Below are 15,674 nucleotides of genomic sequence, written 5' to 3' on the forward strand. Positions count from 1 at the left end.
ACAGGCGAAAAAGCGATCGCCATTGCGAACGCCTATCACCCTCACACGCATGCAGACCGACCGAGCATGGGGATTGCTTGCACGACCCTTGTCGCGACACGGACAATCGCGTTTTTAAGAATAAGGAAGAAATCATGAAGGGCGACCCACAAGTCATCGAACACCTGCAGGCGCAGCTCAAGAACGAGCTGACTGCAATCAACCAGTACTTCCTCCATTACCGGATGCTCAAGCACTGGGGCCTGGACAAGCTGGCGAAGAAGGAATACGCCGAATCGATCGGCGAGATGAAGCATGCCGACTGGCTGATGGACCGCATCTTCATGCTCGACGGCCTGCCCAACCTGCAGGACCTTGCGAAGCTCAATGTCGGCGAGGACGTCCCGGAGATCCTGACGTGCGATCTGGGGCTGGAATACGGCGCCCAGGCGACGATCAAGGCAGGCATGGCGCACTGCGAGGTGGTCCGCGACTATGTTTCGCGTGACCTGCTCCAAAAGATCCTCGACGACACCGAAGAGCACATCGACTTCCTGGAGACCCAGATTGATCTGGTCGGCAAGGTCGGACTGCAGAATTACCTGCAGTCGCAGATGGGCGAGATCGAATAATTCGGCTTCCACCATCGAATCGAAGCGGGACATCGGTCCCGTTTTTTTTGCGTCTTTTTTTTCGGGGACTGCACCAGAAACGTGCCCGATGACCGTAGGTGGCCGATAGTTATTGCAAATGCGACAAATTCGTATTTATAATCACGCATCATCAACCAGCCAGCCAAAGCCGTTCCGCCATGATCGTTTGCGTGTGCCGCCGAGTGTCAGACCGAGACATTGCCCGCCACGCGCGTGCCGGAATGACCTTCGACGAAGTGCAGTTCGAACTGGGTGTCGCCACTCAGTGCGGACGTTGCGAAGGTTGCGCCAGAGACGTCGTTGCCCAGTGCAGCGCATCGCATCCCGTCGCGGCACTTCACCGCGAAGACGGCGCGATGACCATCCAGCTTGCCAACTCCATCCAGGACAGCAAAGCATGGAACTCTTCTCGGCACTCGCGGGCAGTCTGATCTTCGTCACCGGCTCGGTCTGGTGGATTTTTCATAAGTAACCCACGGTCTTTGCTGCTGGGAGGGTCGTCACCGCACGAACCTGCATTCGAATGGTGAACCGTGTCTGACCGCTTTTCTTCACCCCCCACCTCCGTGATGGGGCTGTCCCGCAACGCGGTGATTGCCGGCAGTGTCGTCCTCTTCCACGTCGCAGCGCTCTGGGCGCTCCAGAGCGGGCTGATACGCAAGGCCGCCGAAGTGGTGATTCCGGTGCAGATCCTGAGCGAGTTCATCGATCCGCCCAAGCCGAAGGAAACGCCCCCTCCTCCGCCGCCACCGCCGCCGGCACCGCGCCCGAAAGAAACGAAGGCGCCTCCGCCGCCGCGCCCGATGGCCGTTCGGACGCCTGCACCCGCGCCCAACGCGCCGGTCGGCGTGACCGAACCGCAGCCGCCCGCGCCACCGCTGACGCCGCCCGCGCCTCCTGCACCACCCGCTCCGCCGGCGCCCCCACCCGCACCTCCGGCACCGCCCGCGGTGCAGCTGCCGTCGTCGAACGCGGACTACCTCAACAATCCGAAGCCGGTCTATCCGGCGATGAGCAAGCGCCTCGGCGAACAAGGCAAGACCATCGTCCGGGTGCTGATCGGCATCGACGGCATGCCGCAGAGCGCCAGCATCCGGCAGTCGAGCGGTTTCGACCGGCTCGACGAAGCGGCGCGAGTCGCCGTCATGAGCTGGCGCTACGTGCCGGGCAAACGCAACGGGGTCGTGGAACCGATGGAGTTCAACGTGCCGATCAACTGGGTTCTCAATTAATTTTTCTCTGGAGCAGCTTCGTATGGAATCCCAATTTGGCCTGATGAACGTGTGGAGTCAGGGTGACTTCGTCACCAAGTTCGTCGCCGTCCTGCTGGTCGGCATGTCACTCGCGTCCTGGATCGTCATCTTCATCAAGGCGCTGGACGTCATCAAGTACAAGCGCATGGCGCGCAACTCGCAAGACTTCTGGCACAGCGAAGACTTCGCCACCGCGCTCAACAAGCTCGGCAAGGACGACGCCAATCCGTTTCGCGCATTGGCGCTCGAAGGCCGCGAAGCCGCCGCGCATCACCGCAACACCAAGGTGCACCTGCATGACGCACTGGATGTGAGCGACTGGATCACGCGCGCACTGCGCAACGGCATCGACGAATTCACCGCACGTCTGCAAACCGGCCTGGCCGTCTTGGCGTCCGTCGGTTCGACCGCACCGTTCATCGGACTGTTCGGCACGGTGTGGGGCATCTATCACGCGCTGATGAGCATCGGCTCCGCTGGCCAGGCCACGATCGACAAGGTCGCCGGTCCCATCGGCGAGGCGCTGATCATGACGGCGCTGGGTCTGGCAGTCGCGATTCCGGCCGTGCTGGGCTACAACGCACTGGTGCGCGGCAACAAGTTCGTGCTGACCAAGCTCAACAGCTTCGCGCACGACCTGCATGCCTACTTCGTGACCGGCGCACGCGTCCAATCGACCGACGCCACCATCGTGCCCTTGAAGAAAGGCTGAACGCCATGGCTTTCGGAACCCAAGACGAGCCCGATGAGGTGATGAACGAGATCAACATGACGCCGCTGGTCGACGTCATGCTGGTCTTGCTGATCATCTTCATCATCACCGTGCCGGTGATGAAGCACGCGGTGAACATCGACCTGCCCCAGGCAACGAGCGAGCCGGAGCAGAGCAAGCCGCAGAACGTTCTTTTCACGATAGCCGCCGACGGCAGCTACTACTGGAACGAAAACAGGATCGACGACACGGCGCTGAAGCCGATGCTCGCCGCCGAAGCCGCCAAGGATCCGCAACCTGAATTGCACATCCGTGGCGACAAGGCCGTGCGGTACGAGCGCGTCGCGCAGGCCATGTCGGCTGCGCGCGAGGCCGGCGTGCGCAAGATCGGCTTCATCACGGAACCGGACGCAGCGAAGTAGCCCGCAATGAAATGAATCGCCAATCAAAAAAATCGATCGCGACGATTGACTTTTAATTGCGAATCATTATCATTACATCAACGCTTCTTCCAAAGGATCCGAAATGCAGCAACCCAAACCAAACGTCTCTTCCGTGCTGAGCCATCCGTCGCTCGACCAGGCGGGCACTGGCCAGGCGGCAGCATCGGATGCGCGTGCCGACAACCAGGTGGAAAGCATCGAATTGCTGCGCGGCGGCAAGTCGATCAGCATCAGACACAACGGCTCGCTTTATCGTCTTCAGACGACCAAGCTCGGCAAATTGATCCTCACCAAGTAAGCAAGTCAGCCGAAGCATTCCCTAATTTCAAGGTTTCATCGTGGGGCGACCGAGGAGATCACTCTCCGAAAGTCGTTTTTTGCTAGCCAACGGTTCGCCGACTAGCCAAGCACTTTTTTCCACACCGATCCTGCCAAACGAAAACGCCGACCCTCGAGTCGGCGTTTTGCATTGCGACGACTTTCGTCGTCGGCTTGCAGATCAGAGTCCCAATGCCGTGATTCCGGCCTTGGCGATCTGCGCATCTTCGTTCGATTTGACGCCGCTGACGCCGACGGCACCGATCACGTGACCGTCTTTCACGATCGGTACGCCGCCTTCGAGCAGGCCCTGAATACCGGGAGCTGTCAGGAAAGCCGTGCGACCGCCGTTGATGACGTCCTCGTAGCCCTTGCTTTCACGGCGGCCCATCGCAGCCGTGTGCGCCTTTGCCGGCGCGATATGCGAAGACAGCGCAGCGGCGCCGTCCAGACGCTGCAGCCAGAGCAGATTGCCTGCATCGTCGGTTATCGCGATCGTCACGGCCCAGTTGTTCTGGAGCGCTTCGGCCTCGGCAGCGGCGGCGACGAGCTTGACATCGGCGAGTTCGAGAAAGGACTTTGTCTTCATGAGTGACCTGTTCGTGGTTCCTGGTAAAGCGCCGAGCATACCGCCCACCCCCGCCGCTGTTTTGTCGACCCACTTGCGTCACTACCTTTTAATACCGGAACACGCAATGCGGTTTTTGTCACGCGTGGCGCTTGCGCAACCCTAGAATGACCCGATCTGCAGCATTGACAGCAGACCTACTTCAGGAGTTTTGTCTTATGAACGATCGCGTTACCACCCTCGACACTTCCACTGGCTACGGCCAGGTGCTGCCGCAGGCCGAGCGCAATCGCGTTCTGCGCAACACCTACTGGCTCCTGTCGCTGAGCCTGCTGCCTACCGTGCTCGGCGCCTGGATCGGCGTCGAAACCGGCATCACTCGTGCGCTTACCGGCGGCATGGGCATGATCGTCTTTCTCGCCGGCGCGTTCGGCTTCATGTTCGCGATCGAAAAGACCAAGAATTCGGCAGCCGGCGTTCCGGTGCTGCTGGGCTTCACGTTCTTCATGGGTCTGATGCTGTCGCGCATGATCGCGATGGTGCTCGGCTACTCGAACGGCGCCGAACTGGTCATGACGGCATTCGGCGGTACCGCCGGCGTGTTCCTGGTGATGGCTTCGCTGGCGACGATCATCAAGCGCGACCTGTCGGGCATGGGCAAGTTCCTGATGGTCGGTGCACTGGTGCTGATGGTCGGCGCGATCATCAATGTCTTCGTCGGCTCGACCGCAGGCATGATGGCGATCTCGGTCGCGACGATCGCGATCTTCTCGGCATTCATGCTGTACGACCTGAAGCGCATCATGGACGGCGGCGAGACCAACTACATCAGCGCCACGCTCGCCCTGTACCTCGACCTGTTCAATGTGTTCCAGGGTCTGCTGGCCCTGCTGGGTATCGCCGGCGGTCAGCGCGACTGATATCGAACGACACGATGCGGCGGTGCTGCATCGCTCGAGAGAAAGGGCCCACGCGGGCCCTTTTTTTTTTTTTGGTTTGTTCATCGCATCTGTTCAGCACTGCATTCAAACCGCCTGGACAGTCTCCAGCCGGTCGAATACGGCGATCGATTCGACGTGCGCCGTGTGCGGGAACATGTTCACCACACCGGCGAACGTGCATACATAGCCGGCGTGATTGACCAGCAGACCGGCGTCGCGCGCCAAGGTCGACGGGTTGCAGCTGACGTAGACAATGCGGCTCGGCAAGCGCCACTCGCCGATCTCTTCGACCGGCTCGCCCTGCATCTCGCCACCGGTCTGCTGCGCATGCAGGTCGGCCAGCGCCTTGGCCAGCGCGAAAGCGCCTTCGCGCGGCGGATCGACCAGCCATTTTTCGGCAATACCGTCGGCGACCAGCATCGACGGCGTCATCTCGAACAGATCGCGCACCACGAAGCGTGTCGGTGACAAAGTGCGATGGCCGCTCCGGGCTTCCCGGTTGCGCTCGAAATTGGCCGTGGCCCGCTCCACCAGCGTGTCGCTGCCTTCGATGCCGAGCACTTCGCGCGCGCGCGTCGCCAGCGGCAGCGTGAAATTGCCGAGGCCGCAGAACCAGTCGATCACGCGTTCGTGCGGCTGCACGTCGAGCAGCCGCAGCGCGCGCCCGACCAGGACCCGGTTGATGTGCGGGTTGACCTGCGTGAAATCGGTCGGCCTGAACGGCATCGATATGCCGAATTCGGGCAGTTCGTAAGACAGCACCGGACCGCTTTCGTCGAGCAGCTTGACCGTGTCAGGCCCTTTGGACTGGAGCCACCACTGCACGCCGGCATGCTGCGCGGCGAAATCACGCAAACGTTGCAGGTCCGCATCCGAAAGCGGCTGAAGATGCCTAAGCACCAGTGCGATCACGCCCAGCCGAGCGATACCGGCATCGTCGGGCGCATCGCCGCAGGCCAGCTCGATCTGCGGGCAGGTGTCGCGTGCCTCGAGCGAGCCGATCAGCGCGCGAAGCGGCATCAGCATCGCGCTGACGGTAGCCGGCAGTACCGGGCAGACCTTCATGTCGGCCAGGTACTGGCTCTTGCGTTCGTGGAAGCCGATCAGCACGGTGCCCTTCTTGGCGACGTAGCGCACCGAAAGCCGCGCACGGTAGCGGTAGTTCCAGGTCGGGCCTTCCAGCGGTCGCAGCAATGCATCGGGACGCATCTTGCCCAGATGCCACAGGTTGTCTTCGAGAACCCGCTGCTTGACCGCGACCTGCGCGGATGCGTCCAGATGCTGCATCTTGCAACCGCCGCAGGCGCCGGGGTGCAGCCCGAAATGCGGGCAGCCGGGTTTCACGCGTTGCGACGATTCGCGGCGGATGGCGCGCAAGGTGCCCTGCTCCCAGTTGTTCTTGCTGCGTTGGGCGTCGTATTGCACTTCCTCGAAGGGCAGCGCGCCCTCGATGAAGACCACCATGCCGTCCGGCTTGCGCGCGACGCCCTGGGCTTCGAGATCGAGCGACTCGATCGTGAGCCATTCGTCGCTGGCCGGCGGCAGCGGCGCCGCTCTTCTCTTGGAATGTCTCGTTTTCGTCATGCGGCGGATCGGATGTTTGCGGGCCGTGGAATGCGCAAGGCCTGCGCAACCGCGCAGGCCTTGTCAAAAAAGGAAGGAAAGAACGGTGAAAGACCGGATCAGCGCGACGGCAGATAGCGCGACGGATCAACAGGCTTGCCCTGACGGCGAATCTCGAAATGCAGCTTTACGCGATCGGCGTCGCTGCTGCCCATTTCGGCGATCTTCTGACCCTTCTGCACCGACTGGTCCTCTTTGACGAGCAGCGACTGGTTGTGCGCATACGCCGTGAGGTAGGTGTTGTTGTGTTTCAGGATGATCAGGTTGCCGTAACCGCGCAATCCGGCGCCGGCATACACGACACGACCGTCCGCCGCGGCGATCACGGGATCGCCGGCCTTGCCGCCGATGTCGTAGCCCTTGTTCTTGGCTTCGTCGAAGCCCGCGATCAGCGCACCGCGTGCCGGCCAGATCCAGCCGAGTTCTTCATCGCCGCCGGCAGCGACCGGAGATTTGGCAGGAGCGGACGGCGTCGCCGCGACCACGGCACCATTACCGGACGCGCCGGGAGTGCCCGGAACAGCCGGAACAGCAGGAACAGCAGGAACGATTGCGGGTTGCGGCGTCACAGGTCGGGCGACCACACTGCCCGTTTCGCCCGGCGGAATCACGCGCAAGACCTGACCGACCTCGATCAGGTCGGCGTTCTCAAGGTTGTTCCAGCGGACGATGTTCTGCCAGGTCTGGCCGGTTTCGTTGCCGATGCGACGGATCGTATCGCCGGGCCGCACTGCGTAATAACCGGGCTTGCCGTAGTTCTCGATGCCCGGCAACGGCTTGCCCGAGGCGTCGACCGTGAGCGGCGAAACTCCGGATGCGCCCGGCATGGCCGTCGATGCACCTGGAGCGCGGGTCATGGTGCCGCGGTCCTCGACCGGCGCAGGACCTCTGGGAGGTGCGGTACATCCCGCAATCGCGAGCGTCAACGCCAGCGTCACGCCGGCAAGCCAGCTCCGATTCCCGATACCCTGCATGTGTTCATCCTTCAAGCAATCCCCGATTTTAGAGGGACAAAGTAAACTGCCTCCAGGACGCGGCGCTGCACGCCCGAGGCACTTTTGTCGATCACCACCAGCACCTGTCCGCCGTCGGCGTTCCGGGTCGGAGCGACGATGCGACCGCCCACGGCGAGCTGGTCGATCCAGGTCTGCGGAACGGCGTCGCCACCCGCCGCCGCGATGATTCCCGCGTAAGGCGCACCTTTTGGAAAACCCAGCATTCCGTCGCCGAGCAGCAGATGCACCGTCGCGAGGCGGAAATGCCGCAAGTTGGCGCGTGCTCGCTCGTGCAGACCGCGCAGCCGCTCGATGCTGTAGACCTCGGTCGCGACGTGGCTCAGCAACGTCGCCTGATAACCGCAGCCTGTGCCGATTTCGAGTACCCGACCCAGGCGCCCTTCCGGCTGGTTCGCCAGCGCGGGCGCATCGAGCAGCAGCTCGATCATCCGGGCGACGACGTTGGGCTTGGAAATCGTCTGCCCGAGTCCGATCGGCAGGCTGGTGTCTTCGTAGGCCTGATTCATCAGTGCGCTGTCGACGAAAAGATGTCGCTCCACCGTGTTCATGGCGTGCAACACGCGGGCATCGACGACGCCTTGTGCGGCCAGGCGGTCGACCATGCGCTTCCTGACGGCGGCCGACGCCATCGACGGTGTGGAGTGAACAAGCGGTGTGCTCGGCGTCGCCGGCAGTTTTCCGCGCGTGGCGGCGGAAGCGATCGGCGTCAGCCTGACTGGGAAGCCCGGGCGGGTGCTCATCCCAGAGGACGCGCCACCGTCGCGCGCCACTGACCGAGATTGGCATGGTCGGTCAGATCGATCTGCAGCGGCGTCAGTGCGACATGACCCGCCGCCGTCGCATGAAAGTCGGTGCCCTCGCTGCCGTCCTTCGCACCACCGGCGCCGGCGATCCAGTACATCTTATCGCCGCGAGGGCTCTCCTGAACGATGACTTTCTCCGATGCATGTCGACGACCCAGGCGGCAGACCTGGACCGGCTTCAGTTCATCGAACGGCAGGTTCGGGATATTGACGTTCAGAAGCCAGGCCGGCCCTTCCGTCATGCGCTCGCGTTCGATCTGCTGTACCAGTCGACGTGCGACGCGAGCCGCTGAATCGACATGACCCCAGCCTTTTTCCGTCTGCGAAAAAGCGATTGCCGGGACTCCGAACAGGTAAGCCTCCATCGCAGCACCGACCGTGCCGGAATAGATCGTGTCGTCGCCCATGTTCGCTCCGTTATTGATGCCGGAGACCACCAGATCGGGACGGTAGTCGAGCAAGCCCTTCAGCGCGATGTGCACGCAGTCGGCGGGAGTTCCGGTGACGTAGCGGAACCCGTTATGGGCATCATGTACGTACAGCGGCGCCGAAAGCGTGAGCGCGTTCGATTTGGCGCTGTTGTTGTGCTCTGGTGCGATCACCTCGACATCGGCGATGTCCTTAAGCGCTTCATGCAGCGCGACGATGCCGGGTGCCTGGAAACCGTCGTCGTTGGAAATAAGTATCTTCATTGGCGTCTCGGAATCGGCGGATTGTAGGCGGCAGCTTGGTCCCGGCTGTGACAACGACAGCTCCGGCCGACCCCTACCATGACCCGCGATCAATCTACCTAAAAGGAGACGCCTCATGCACGCCTGGCTTTGCGAGAACCCTACCGGGGTCGATGCCCTCAATTGGACCGAATTGCCGACGCCGCTGCCGGGTCCGGGGGAAGTGTTGATCGAGATCAGGGCCGCGAGTCTCAATTTTCCAGACTTGCTCATCGTTCAAAACAAATACCAGCACAAGCCTGCATTGCCGTTCGTGCCGGGATCCGAATACGCAGGTGTCGTGAGCGCTGTCGGAGAAGGCGTCGTACACCCGAAGGTCGGGCAGGACGTAGCCTGCCTGTCGGGTACCGGCGGCTTCGGCACGCATGTGATTGCGCCCGCTTCGCGGTGCATGGTCTTGCCCGATGGATTCAGCTATGTCGATGCAGCGGCATTCATCATGATCTATGCAACTTCATGGCATGCGCTGATCGACCGCGGTCAATTGAAAGCCGGCGAGACGGTACTGGTATTGGGCGCAGCGGGAGGTGTAGGAACTGCCGCCATACAGATTGCCAAAGCCGCAGGTGCCACCGTGATTGCAGCTGCATCGAGCGACGAAAAATGCGCGCTGTGCAAATCGATCGGCGCCGACGTGACAATCAATTACACCGCGCATCCGCTGCCGGGCCCGTTCCGCGACGCAATCAAGGCTGCAACCGGCGGCAATGGACCCGATGTGATCTACGACCCGATCGGTGGCGATTTTGCCGAACCTGCATTTCGTTCGATTGCGTGGCGCGGACGCTATCTGGTGGTTGGTTTTGCCGCGGGCGGCATTCCTGCACTGCCACTCAATCTGACGCTGCTCAAGGGCGCATCGCTGGTTGGCGTGTTCTGGGGAGATTTTGCGCGCCGCGAGCCGGAAGCCAATGCCGACATGATGGCCGAGTTGTCCGGATGGTATGCGCAGGGAAAGATCAAACCCGTCATCGATCAAACCATGCCAATGTCCGAATTGAAGGCTGCCTATGCCCACATGGGTTCGCGCGGCGTGAAAGGAAAGCTGGTCATGGTGAACTGAAGACCGCTCAATGAAAAAGGCCCGCAGATGCAAATCTGCGGGCCTTTTTCTTTGAGTCGACGTCCATGGCAGCTCGGCTGCCACGGTACAGACGGCTTACTTGATTTCGTAATCGGTGAGGGACTTGCCGGCAGCAAGTGCCTCCGTCACCCAACGTGGCTTGCGACCACGACCACCAGACCAGGTCTCGCCGCTTTCGCTGCGGTATTTGGCAGCCGCCTTTGCAGGAGCTGCGCTGACGCTGCGCTTGGAAACAGCGCCGCCACGACCACCTGCTGCAAGCTTCAGGTCGCTGGCGGTCAATCCGTATTCGGCGATCTTCTTGCGGACCTCTTCGATCACGCCAGCACGTTCGTGATTGCGAAGCTCCTCGGCTTGCTTGCGCAATTGAGCGATGTGCTCCTCATTTTTTTGGATCTGGGAATTGATGTCAGCGAGGGTCGAGGCCATTCAGGGATCCTGTTTGGATTGTTTGAAAGACAAAATTCTAATTCAGAACGCAATAGCCTTGCAAAGAATTCGAAGAAAAATCTGCAAGCAGCTGAAAAACCGGTTTTCGCGGAACTCAAAGCCAGGTTGATCGACGCGAAAATTTGTGACCGGAATGTAGTCATTCAGGAGACGTTCATCGAAGAAAATGTCGTCTTGAACGCCTGGGCTATCGCATGAAATGCGAAAGTGATGCGCTTAATGCTCTCGCCACGTCGCCACCAACGTATTAATACAAAAGGTAGGAGAAAGCTTGAAGCGATGGCCTGTGAGCCGAATCATTGTAAAAAAGTTGCATCGCAAATGCCGATCGACGCAAATCTTCAGAAGCACAAAGCAAAACAGGCACCGAAGTGCCTGTTTTGATTGAAGAGTTGTTGGGGTGGCTGATGGGACTCGAACCCACGACGACCAGAATCACAATCTGGGACTCTACCAGCTGAGCTACAGCCACCATAGAGCCTCAAATTATAGCGGCAAAATTCAGCGAACGATCGCCTGCGTCGCGTCGATCGGACGTGGCACAAGAATTTCAGCCTTGAAACGCTGCTTCAACAACGCGTAGTACGCAGCGTTTTCCGCAGCCGAGACAGCTTGCGCGAACTGTTCGCCTTCCTGCTTTGCCGCATCCGGTGCCGGCGCTGGACGCGGTACCGATTTGACGACCCGCACGACTGCAAAACCGGCTGCACCCAAATCGACGCCGACCAGCGTCGGCAACTTCGATGCATCGCTGCGCAACGCACCTTCGATGACCGGCGCTGGCTGCGACTGGGATTCGAGGCGAGAGATCGTCACGGGAGCACCGAAAGACGCACCCGTCGGATTTGCGGTCCAGGCCGCGAGTTTCGATTCGCCCTCCGCCTTGGCCAGCGCCGAGGAACGCTCATTCACCAGCTGCGCGCGGACCTTTTCCTTGATTTCCGGGAGCGGCACGGTGCGGGCGGGCGCGTATTGCGCAATTCGTCCCGCAGCAAGCTGGTTCGGTCCGATCTCGATGGCTTCGGTGTTTTGCTTGCGTTGCAGCGATTCGGGTGCAAACAGCGCATTCAGGAAATTCCGGCTGGCGAGAGCGCCCGTCGCGCCTGGAATCGGTGTTCGCGCAACATTGCTCGCTTTCTGGATGGTCAGCTTCAATTTTTCGGCGGCGGGCTGAAGGCTGTCCGGCTGCTGATAGACCGCGTCCGTGAATGTTTCGGCCGCCTTGGCGAACTCCTGTGTCGCCTGCTGGCCGCGGACATCGTTCTCGATCGCTGCGCGCACTTGTTCGAAAGGCTGGACGATGCCCGGCTTGATGTCGTTGAGCTGAATGATGTGATAGCCGAAGTCGCTTTCGACCACATCGCTGATATCGCCCTTCTTCAGGCCGAACATCGCATCGTCGAAAGACTTGACCATCGCACCGCGGGTCACGAAATCGAGATCGCCACCCTTTTCGGCAGAACCCGGGTCCTGCGAATTCTTTCGCGCGACGGCGGCGAAGGTCGTCGGTGCCTTGCGGACTTCAGCCAGCAACTCGACGGCCTTGGCGCGTGCTTTCGCCCGATCGGCCGCCGGGGCGTCCGCCGGCGCGGTGATGAGGATGTGACTTGCGCGCCGCTCTTCGGGCGTGCCGAAACGGGCGCGATTCTGCTCGTAATAAGAGCGCAGGTCGGCATCGCTGACGGTGATGTTCTTCTTGGCGGCTTCCAGGTCGAGCACGAGATACTCGATGCTCGCCTGCTCGGGCGCCTGGAACTGCGCCTCGTTGCTCTTGTAATAGGCCTCGATGTCGGCATCGGTCACAGCCACCTTTGCGGCAAATGCGGCCGGCTCGAAGCGTGCGACCTGGATTTCGCGGCGGTCGTAGAACGCATCGAGCGCGACCTTTGCTTGTGCAGGCGTGGCGAAGGCCGTGCCTGAGACGCCCAGAAGCACCTGCTGCGTGGCCAGCTGGGCGCGTACCGAAGCTTCGTATTGCTCCGGCGTGCGGCCGGTCGCGAGCATGAAGCGCTGACGATCGAACTTGCCGTCCGGCGTACGGAAAGCAGCCAGCCCGGTGTCTTCGGAGAACATGCGGGCAAGCCGTTCTTCCGAGACGTTCATGTGCGCTTTTGCCGACGCGGCTGCCAGCACGCGGTCGTGAACGAGCCGCTCCAGGGTCGCATAACGGGCGGCATCGCTGTCGAGCAACGCAGGATTAACGCTGGGCATCTGGCTTCGGATGCGCTCGACTTCGTTGCGGTGCTGCGCATCCCACTCGGGCCGGGTGATGTCCTGGCCGTCCACGCGAGCAACCTTCTCGCCCTTGGCATCGCCCTGATACCGATCCACGCCGAACAGCACGAACGACGGAATGATCAGCAAGAACAAGAGTCCCATGACCACCTTGGTGTGCTTGCGGAAAAATTCAAACATGCTGGGACACTCTCTCTGTGACGACGGCGGGATGCAAACAGAAAAGGCGAACACGTGTTCGCCTTTTTGTCGGGGTGGTGGGTGCTGAGGGGCTCGAACCCCCGACCTACGCCGTGTAAAGGCGCCGCTCTACCAACTGAGCTAAGCACCCCCGAATAAAACGGAAATTCAGTTCAGCGCGTCTTTGAGCGCCTTGCCTGGACGGAACTTCGGAATCTTGGCAGCCTTGATTTTAATCGCCTCGCCGGTGCGCGGATTCCGGCCGGTGCGTGCGGCGCGCTTGCCGACCGCAAATGTACCGAAACCGACGAGCGACACGGAATTGCCCTTCTTGAGCGTGGTGCGAATGGCGCCGATGGTGGATTCGAGTGCGCGTGTGGCGGCTGCTTTGGAAATATCGGCGTTCTTCGCGATGTGCTCAATCAGTTCGGTCTTGTTCACAAGGGCCTCATAGGGAAAGGTTGATCGATGGTCGTCAGGCCATGGCCGAGCCCATGATGGGACGTGCGGCGCAAGGGGGGAAGAATGACAGTTCTGACGTGTCGGCAGCAGGCTGCCGGCAATGATTACAACCACTGGTCTACGGGGTGTCAACAAGACGCCTTTTTCGCGCAACCCAGCGGGGAGCGCGATTTTAGAGGTGTTTCGCGAACCCGGTTTTCAGAGCGCCTCTGCGATTGCACGTCCGAGGTCGGATGTCGATGCCGTGCCGCCGATGTCGGGCGTACGCGGCGCACCGCTCTTCGGCGCAAGCACCTTCTCGATCGTCGACAGGATCGCGTCGTGCGCATCCTTGTGGCCGAGAAACTCCAGCATCATCGCGCCGCACCAGATCTGGCCGATCGGGTTGGCGATGCCCTTGCCGGCGATGTCCGGCGCCGAACCGTGCACCGGCTCGAAGAGCGACGGCGTGGTGCGTTCCGGGTTCAGGTTGGCGCTCGGAGCGATGCCGATGGTGCCGGTGCAGGCCGGGCCGAGGTCCGAAAGGATGTCGCCGAACAGGTTGCTGGCCACCACCACGTCGAAGAAATCCGGGCGCTGCACGAAATGCGCGGTCAGGATGTCGATGTGGAACTTGTCGAGCGTGATGCCCGGATAGTTCTTCGCCATTTCAGCGACGCGCTCGTCCCAGTACGGCATCGTGATCGAGATGCCGTTCGACTTGGTGGCGCTGGTCAGGTGCTTCTTCGGGCGCGACTGGGCGAGTTCGAAGGCGAATTTCAGCACCCGGTCGACGCCGACGCGCGACATCACGGTTTCCTGCATCACGATCTCGCGCGGCGTACCTTCGTACATGCGTCCGCCGATGCTCGAATATTCGCCTTCGGTGTTCTCGCGCACGATGTACATGTCGATCTCGCCGGGCTGGCGCGGCGTGCCGTCGCGGCGCACCACCGGCGCGATGATGCCGGGCATCAGGCGAGCCGGACGCAGGTTGATGTACTGGTCGAACTCGCGACGGAACAGCAGCAGCGAGCCCCACAGCGACACATGATCGGCGATCTTCTCGGGCCAGCCGACGGCACCGAAGTAGATCGCGTCGTGGCCGCCGATCTGGTCCTTCCAGTTGTCGGGCAGCATCTTTCCGTGCTTCTCGCAGTAGTCCCAGCTCGAGAAATCGAAGTGGTCGAACTGCAGATCGATGCCGAACTTCGTCGCTGCGGCTTCCATCACGCGGATGCCCTCGGGCATGGTTTCCTTGCCGATGCCGTCACCTGCGATGACTGCGATTCTTTTCTTGCTCATGGTTGTCCTTCTTTATGGAATGGAGGAGGTGAAAACTATTTCAGTAACGGAAGAAGCCGAGCGCCTCGCGCACGATCTCGTCGGGTGCTTCTTCGGGAACGTAATGGCCGCAATCGACCGGCCGGCCCGACACGTCGTCCGCGCGCTCGCGCCAGAGCGCCAGCACGTCGAAGCATTTGCCGACCGCTCCGTGCGCACCCCACAGCACGCGCAGCGGCTGCGCCAGGCGACGGCCTGCGGCAACGTCTTCGCGGTCGTGATCGAGATCGATCGATGCGGAAGCGCGATAGTCCTCGCAGATCGCCATCGATGTCCCCGGAATGGCGGCGCAGCGCTCGTACTCGGCCAGCGCCTCGGGCGCGAACGGCGCGAGGCCGGCATGGCGGCCGCCCATCACGCTGCGCACATAGCGCGCCGGATCGGCATCGAGCAACGCTTCGGGCAGCGGCGGCGGCTGGATGAGAAAGAACCAGTGCCAGTAGGCGCGGGCGAAGGCTTCGGAGGTATTGCCATACATCGAGAGCGTCGGTGCGATGTCGAGCAGCATCAGCCGCTCGACCTGGGACGCATGGTCGGCGGCCAGTCGATGCGCCACCCGCGCGCCGCGGTCGTGCGCCAACACCTGGAACCGCTCGAAGCCGTGGTGTCGCATGACGGCCAGCGCATCGAGCGCCATCTCGCGCTTGCTGTAGTTGCGATGCGCCTCCTCGGCCGGCGGACGACCCGAATCGCCGTAACCGCGCAGGTCCATCAGCACGACCGTGAAGTGCGCTGCAAGCGCCGGTGCCACGCAATGCCAGATGACATGGGTCTGCGGATGGCCGTGCAGCAGGAGCAGCGGCCTGCCCTGGCCGGCGATGCGGCCATGGAGCGTCACGCCGTCGCGCACGACATCGAATGAATTGAAATCTTTCAGCACGGCCAGAGTGTGCATGGCGC

Annotated in this window: 18 protein-coding genes and 2 tRNA genes; 8 read left to right on the forward strand and 12 right to left on the reverse strand. The window is 61.6% G+C overall.

Going from position 1 to position 15,674, the window contains the following annotated elements:
• Positions 1–134: 134 nt before the first annotated feature.
• From bfr to hemP, 6 genes are all read left to right on the forward strand, one after another.
• A complete protein-coding gene (gene bfr / locus ACSFA3_RS07350; protein WP_435504710.1) occupies positions 135–611 on the forward strand; it encodes a bacterioferritin in 477 nt (158 codons plus the stop codon).
• A 179-nt stretch (positions 612–790) separates the two neighbouring features.
• Positions 791–1,063: a (2Fe-2S)-binding protein gene (locus ACSFA3_RS07355; RefSeq protein WP_435504989.1), complete on the forward strand. Its 273-nt coding sequence runs from the start codon at positions 791–793 to the stop codon at positions 1,061–1,063.
• Positions 1,064–1,201: 138 nt separating this feature from the next.
• Positions 1,202–1,864 carry an energy transducer TonB gene (locus ACSFA3_RS07360; protein ID WP_435504711.1) on the forward strand — a complete coding sequence of 221 codons (663 nt, stop codon included), beginning with the start codon at positions 1,202–1,204 and terminating at the stop codon, positions 1,862–1,864.
• 22 nt (positions 1,865–1,886) lie between these two features.
• Positions 1,887–2,597, forward strand: a complete 711-nt coding sequence (locus tag ACSFA3_RS07365) for a MotA/TolQ/ExbB proton channel family protein (RefSeq protein ID WP_435504712.1) — start codon at positions 1,887–1,889, stop codon at positions 2,595–2,597.
• A 5-nt stretch (positions 2,598–2,602) separates the two neighbouring features.
• Positions 2,603–3,019 (forward strand): ExbD/TolR family protein, encoded by a 417-nt coding sequence (locus ACSFA3_RS07370; protein ID WP_435504713.1) that lies wholly within the window; start codon positions 2,603–2,605, stop codon positions 3,017–3,019.
• Between the two features lie 103 nt (positions 3,020–3,122).
• A complete protein-coding gene (hemP, locus tag ACSFA3_RS07375; RefSeq protein ID WP_435504714.1) occupies positions 3,123–3,338 on the forward strand; it encodes a hemin uptake protein HemP in 216 nt (71 codons plus the stop codon).
• Between the two features lie 201 nt (positions 3,339–3,539).
• Here hemP and ACSFA3_RS07380 read toward each other — a convergent pair whose 3' ends face one another.
• On the reverse strand, positions 3,540–3,947 hold the full coding sequence (locus ACSFA3_RS07380; RefSeq protein WP_435504715.1) for a GlcG/HbpS family heme-binding protein: 408 nt from the start codon (positions 3,945–3,947) through the stop codon (positions 3,540–3,542).
• 197 nt (positions 3,948–4,144) lie between these two features.
• Between ACSFA3_RS07380 and ACSFA3_RS07385 the strand changes: the two genes are divergently transcribed.
• Positions 4,145–4,846, forward strand: coding sequence for a Bax inhibitor-1/YccA family protein (locus ACSFA3_RS07385; RefSeq protein WP_435504716.1), 702 nt, complete (start codon positions 4,145–4,147; stop codon positions 4,844–4,846).
• A gap of 105 nt (positions 4,847–4,951) precedes the next feature.
• Here ACSFA3_RS07385 and rlmD read toward each other — a convergent pair whose 3' ends face one another.
• The 4 genes from rlmD to surE form a co-directional block, all read right to left on the reverse strand.
• Complete coding sequence (gene rlmD, locus ACSFA3_RS07390) at positions 4,952–6,451, reverse strand: 23S rRNA (uracil(1939)-C(5))-methyltransferase RlmD (RefSeq protein ID WP_435504717.1); 1,500 nt, start codon at positions 6,449–6,451, stop codon at positions 4,952–4,954.
• Positions 6,452–6,549: 98 nt separating this feature from the next.
• Entirely contained in the window at positions 6,550–7,464 is a 915-nt protein-coding gene (locus tag ACSFA3_RS07395; RefSeq protein WP_435504718.1) for a peptidoglycan DD-metalloendopeptidase family protein, read from the reverse strand.
• A gap of 11 nt (positions 7,465–7,475) precedes the next feature.
• Entirely contained in the window at positions 7,476–8,246 is a 771-nt protein-coding gene (locus ACSFA3_RS07400) for a protein-L-isoaspartate(D-aspartate) O-methyltransferase (RefSeq protein ID WP_435504719.1), read from the reverse strand.
• Entirely contained in the window at positions 8,243–9,001 is a 759-nt protein-coding gene (surE, locus tag ACSFA3_RS07405; RefSeq protein WP_435504720.1) for a 5'/3'-nucleotidase SurE, read from the reverse strand. The genes ACSFA3_RS07400 and surE overlap by 4 nt, the downstream gene beginning before the upstream one ends.
• A gap of 115 nt (positions 9,002–9,116) precedes the next feature.
• On the opposite strand from surE, the gene ACSFA3_RS07410 reads away from it, so the two are divergent.
• The gene (locus ACSFA3_RS07410; protein ID WP_435504721.1) at positions 9,117–10,103 is read left to right on the forward strand and encodes an NADPH:quinone oxidoreductase family protein; all 987 of its coding nucleotides are present in this window, start codon (positions 9,117–9,119) and stop codon (positions 10,101–10,103) included.
• Positions 10,104–10,199: 96 nt separating this feature from the next.
• On the opposite strand, the gene ACSFA3_RS07415 is transcribed toward ACSFA3_RS07410, so the two are convergent.
• From ACSFA3_RS07415 to ACSFA3_RS07445, 7 genes are all read right to left on the reverse strand, one after another.
• Positions 10,200–10,553 carry an H-NS histone family protein gene (locus ACSFA3_RS07415; protein WP_435504722.1) on the reverse strand — a complete coding sequence of 118 codons (354 nt, stop codon included), beginning with the start codon at positions 10,551–10,553 and terminating at the stop codon, positions 10,200–10,202.
• A 417-nt stretch (positions 10,554–10,970) separates the two neighbouring features.
• A tRNA-His gene (locus ACSFA3_RS07420) sits at positions 10,971–11,046 on the reverse strand.
• A gap of 29 nt (positions 11,047–11,075) precedes the next feature.
• Positions 11,076–12,989 carry a SurA N-terminal domain-containing protein gene (locus ACSFA3_RS07425; protein ID WP_435504723.1) on the reverse strand — a complete coding sequence of 638 codons (1,914 nt, stop codon included), beginning with the start codon at positions 12,987–12,989 and terminating at the stop codon, positions 11,076–11,078.
• A 75-nt stretch (positions 12,990–13,064) separates the two neighbouring features.
• A tRNA-Val gene (locus tag ACSFA3_RS07430) sits at positions 13,065–13,140 on the reverse strand.
• Between the two features lie 17 nt (positions 13,141–13,157).
• Positions 13,158–13,430 carry an HU family DNA-binding protein gene (locus tag ACSFA3_RS07435; RefSeq protein WP_183023946.1) on the reverse strand — a complete coding sequence of 91 codons (273 nt, stop codon included), beginning with the start codon at positions 13,428–13,430 and terminating at the stop codon, positions 13,158–13,160.
• Positions 13,431–13,649: 219 nt separating this feature from the next.
• A complete protein-coding gene (locus tag ACSFA3_RS07440; RefSeq protein WP_435504724.1) occupies positions 13,650–14,735 on the reverse strand; it encodes a tartrate dehydrogenase in 1,086 nt (361 codons plus the stop codon).
• Positions 14,736–14,775: 40 nt separating this feature from the next.
• Complete coding sequence (locus ACSFA3_RS07445; protein ID WP_435504725.1) at positions 14,776–15,669, reverse strand: alpha/beta fold hydrolase; 894 nt, start codon at positions 15,667–15,669, stop codon at positions 14,776–14,778.
• Positions 15,670–15,674 lie beyond the last annotated feature (5 nt).

The organism is Variovorax glucosi (assembly GCF_051216695.1).
Taxonomy (GTDB): domain Bacteria; phylum Pseudomonadota; class Gammaproteobacteria; order Burkholderiales; family Burkholderiaceae_C; genus Variovorax.

Coding starts and splice junctions, on each gene's coding strand:
- ACSFA3_RS07370 (WP_435504713.1), top strand. CDS start 2,603: ATGGCTTTCGGAACCCAAGACGAGCCCGATGAGGTGATGAACGAGATC.
- ACSFA3_RS07425 (WP_435504723.1), bottom strand. CDS start 12,989: ATGTTTGAATTTTTCCGCAAGCACACCAAGGTGGTCATGGGACTCTTG.
- rlmD (WP_435504717.1), bottom strand. CDS start 6,451: ATGACGAAAACGAGACATTCCAAGAGAAGAGCGGCGCCGCTGCCGCCG.
- ACSFA3_RS07445 (WP_435504725.1), bottom strand. CDS start 15,669: ATGCACACTCTGGCCGTGCTGAAAGATTTCAATTCATTCGATGTCGTG.
- surE (WP_435504720.1), bottom strand. CDS start 9,001: ATGAAGATACTTATTTCCAACGACGACGGTTTCCAGGCACCCGGCATC.
- ACSFA3_RS07400 (WP_435504719.1), bottom strand. CDS start 8,246: ATGAGCACCCGCCCGGGCTTCCCAGTCAGGCTGACGCCGATCGCTTCC.
- ACSFA3_RS07365 (WP_435504712.1), top strand. CDS start 1,887: ATGGAATCCCAATTTGGCCTGATGAACGTGTGGAGTCAGGGTGACTTC.
- ACSFA3_RS07395 (WP_435504718.1), bottom strand. CDS start 7,464: ATGCAGGGTATCGGGAATCGGAGCTGGCTTGCCGGCGTGACGCTGGCG.
- bfr (WP_435504710.1), top strand. CDS start 135: ATGAAGGGCGACCCACAAGTCATCGAACACCTGCAGGCGCAGCTCAAG.
- hemP (WP_435504714.1), top strand. CDS start 3,123: ATGCAGCAACCCAAACCAAACGTCTCTTCCGTGCTGAGCCATCCGTCG.
- ACSFA3_RS07440 (WP_435504724.1), bottom strand. CDS start 14,735: ATGAGCAAGAAAAGAATCGCAGTCATCGCAGGTGACGGCATCGGCAAG.
- ACSFA3_RS07410 (WP_435504721.1), top strand. CDS start 9,117: ATGCACGCCTGGCTTTGCGAGAACCCTACCGGGGTCGATGCCCTCAAT.
- ACSFA3_RS07380 (WP_435504715.1), bottom strand. CDS start 3,947: ATGAAGACAAAGTCCTTTCTCGAACTCGCCGATGTCAAGCTCGTCGCC.
- ACSFA3_RS07415 (WP_435504722.1), bottom strand. CDS start 10,553: ATGGCCTCGACCCTCGCTGACATCAATTCCCAGATCCAAAAAAATGAG.
- ACSFA3_RS07360 (WP_435504711.1), top strand. CDS start 1,202: ATGGGGCTGTCCCGCAACGCGGTGATTGCCGGCAGTGTCGTCCTCTTC.
- ACSFA3_RS07355 (WP_435504989.1), top strand. CDS start 791: ATGATCGTTTGCGTGTGCCGCCGAGTGTCAGACCGAGACATTGCCCGC.
- ACSFA3_RS07385 (WP_435504716.1), top strand. CDS start 4,145: ATGAACGATCGCGTTACCACCCTCGACACTTCCACTGGCTACGGCCAG.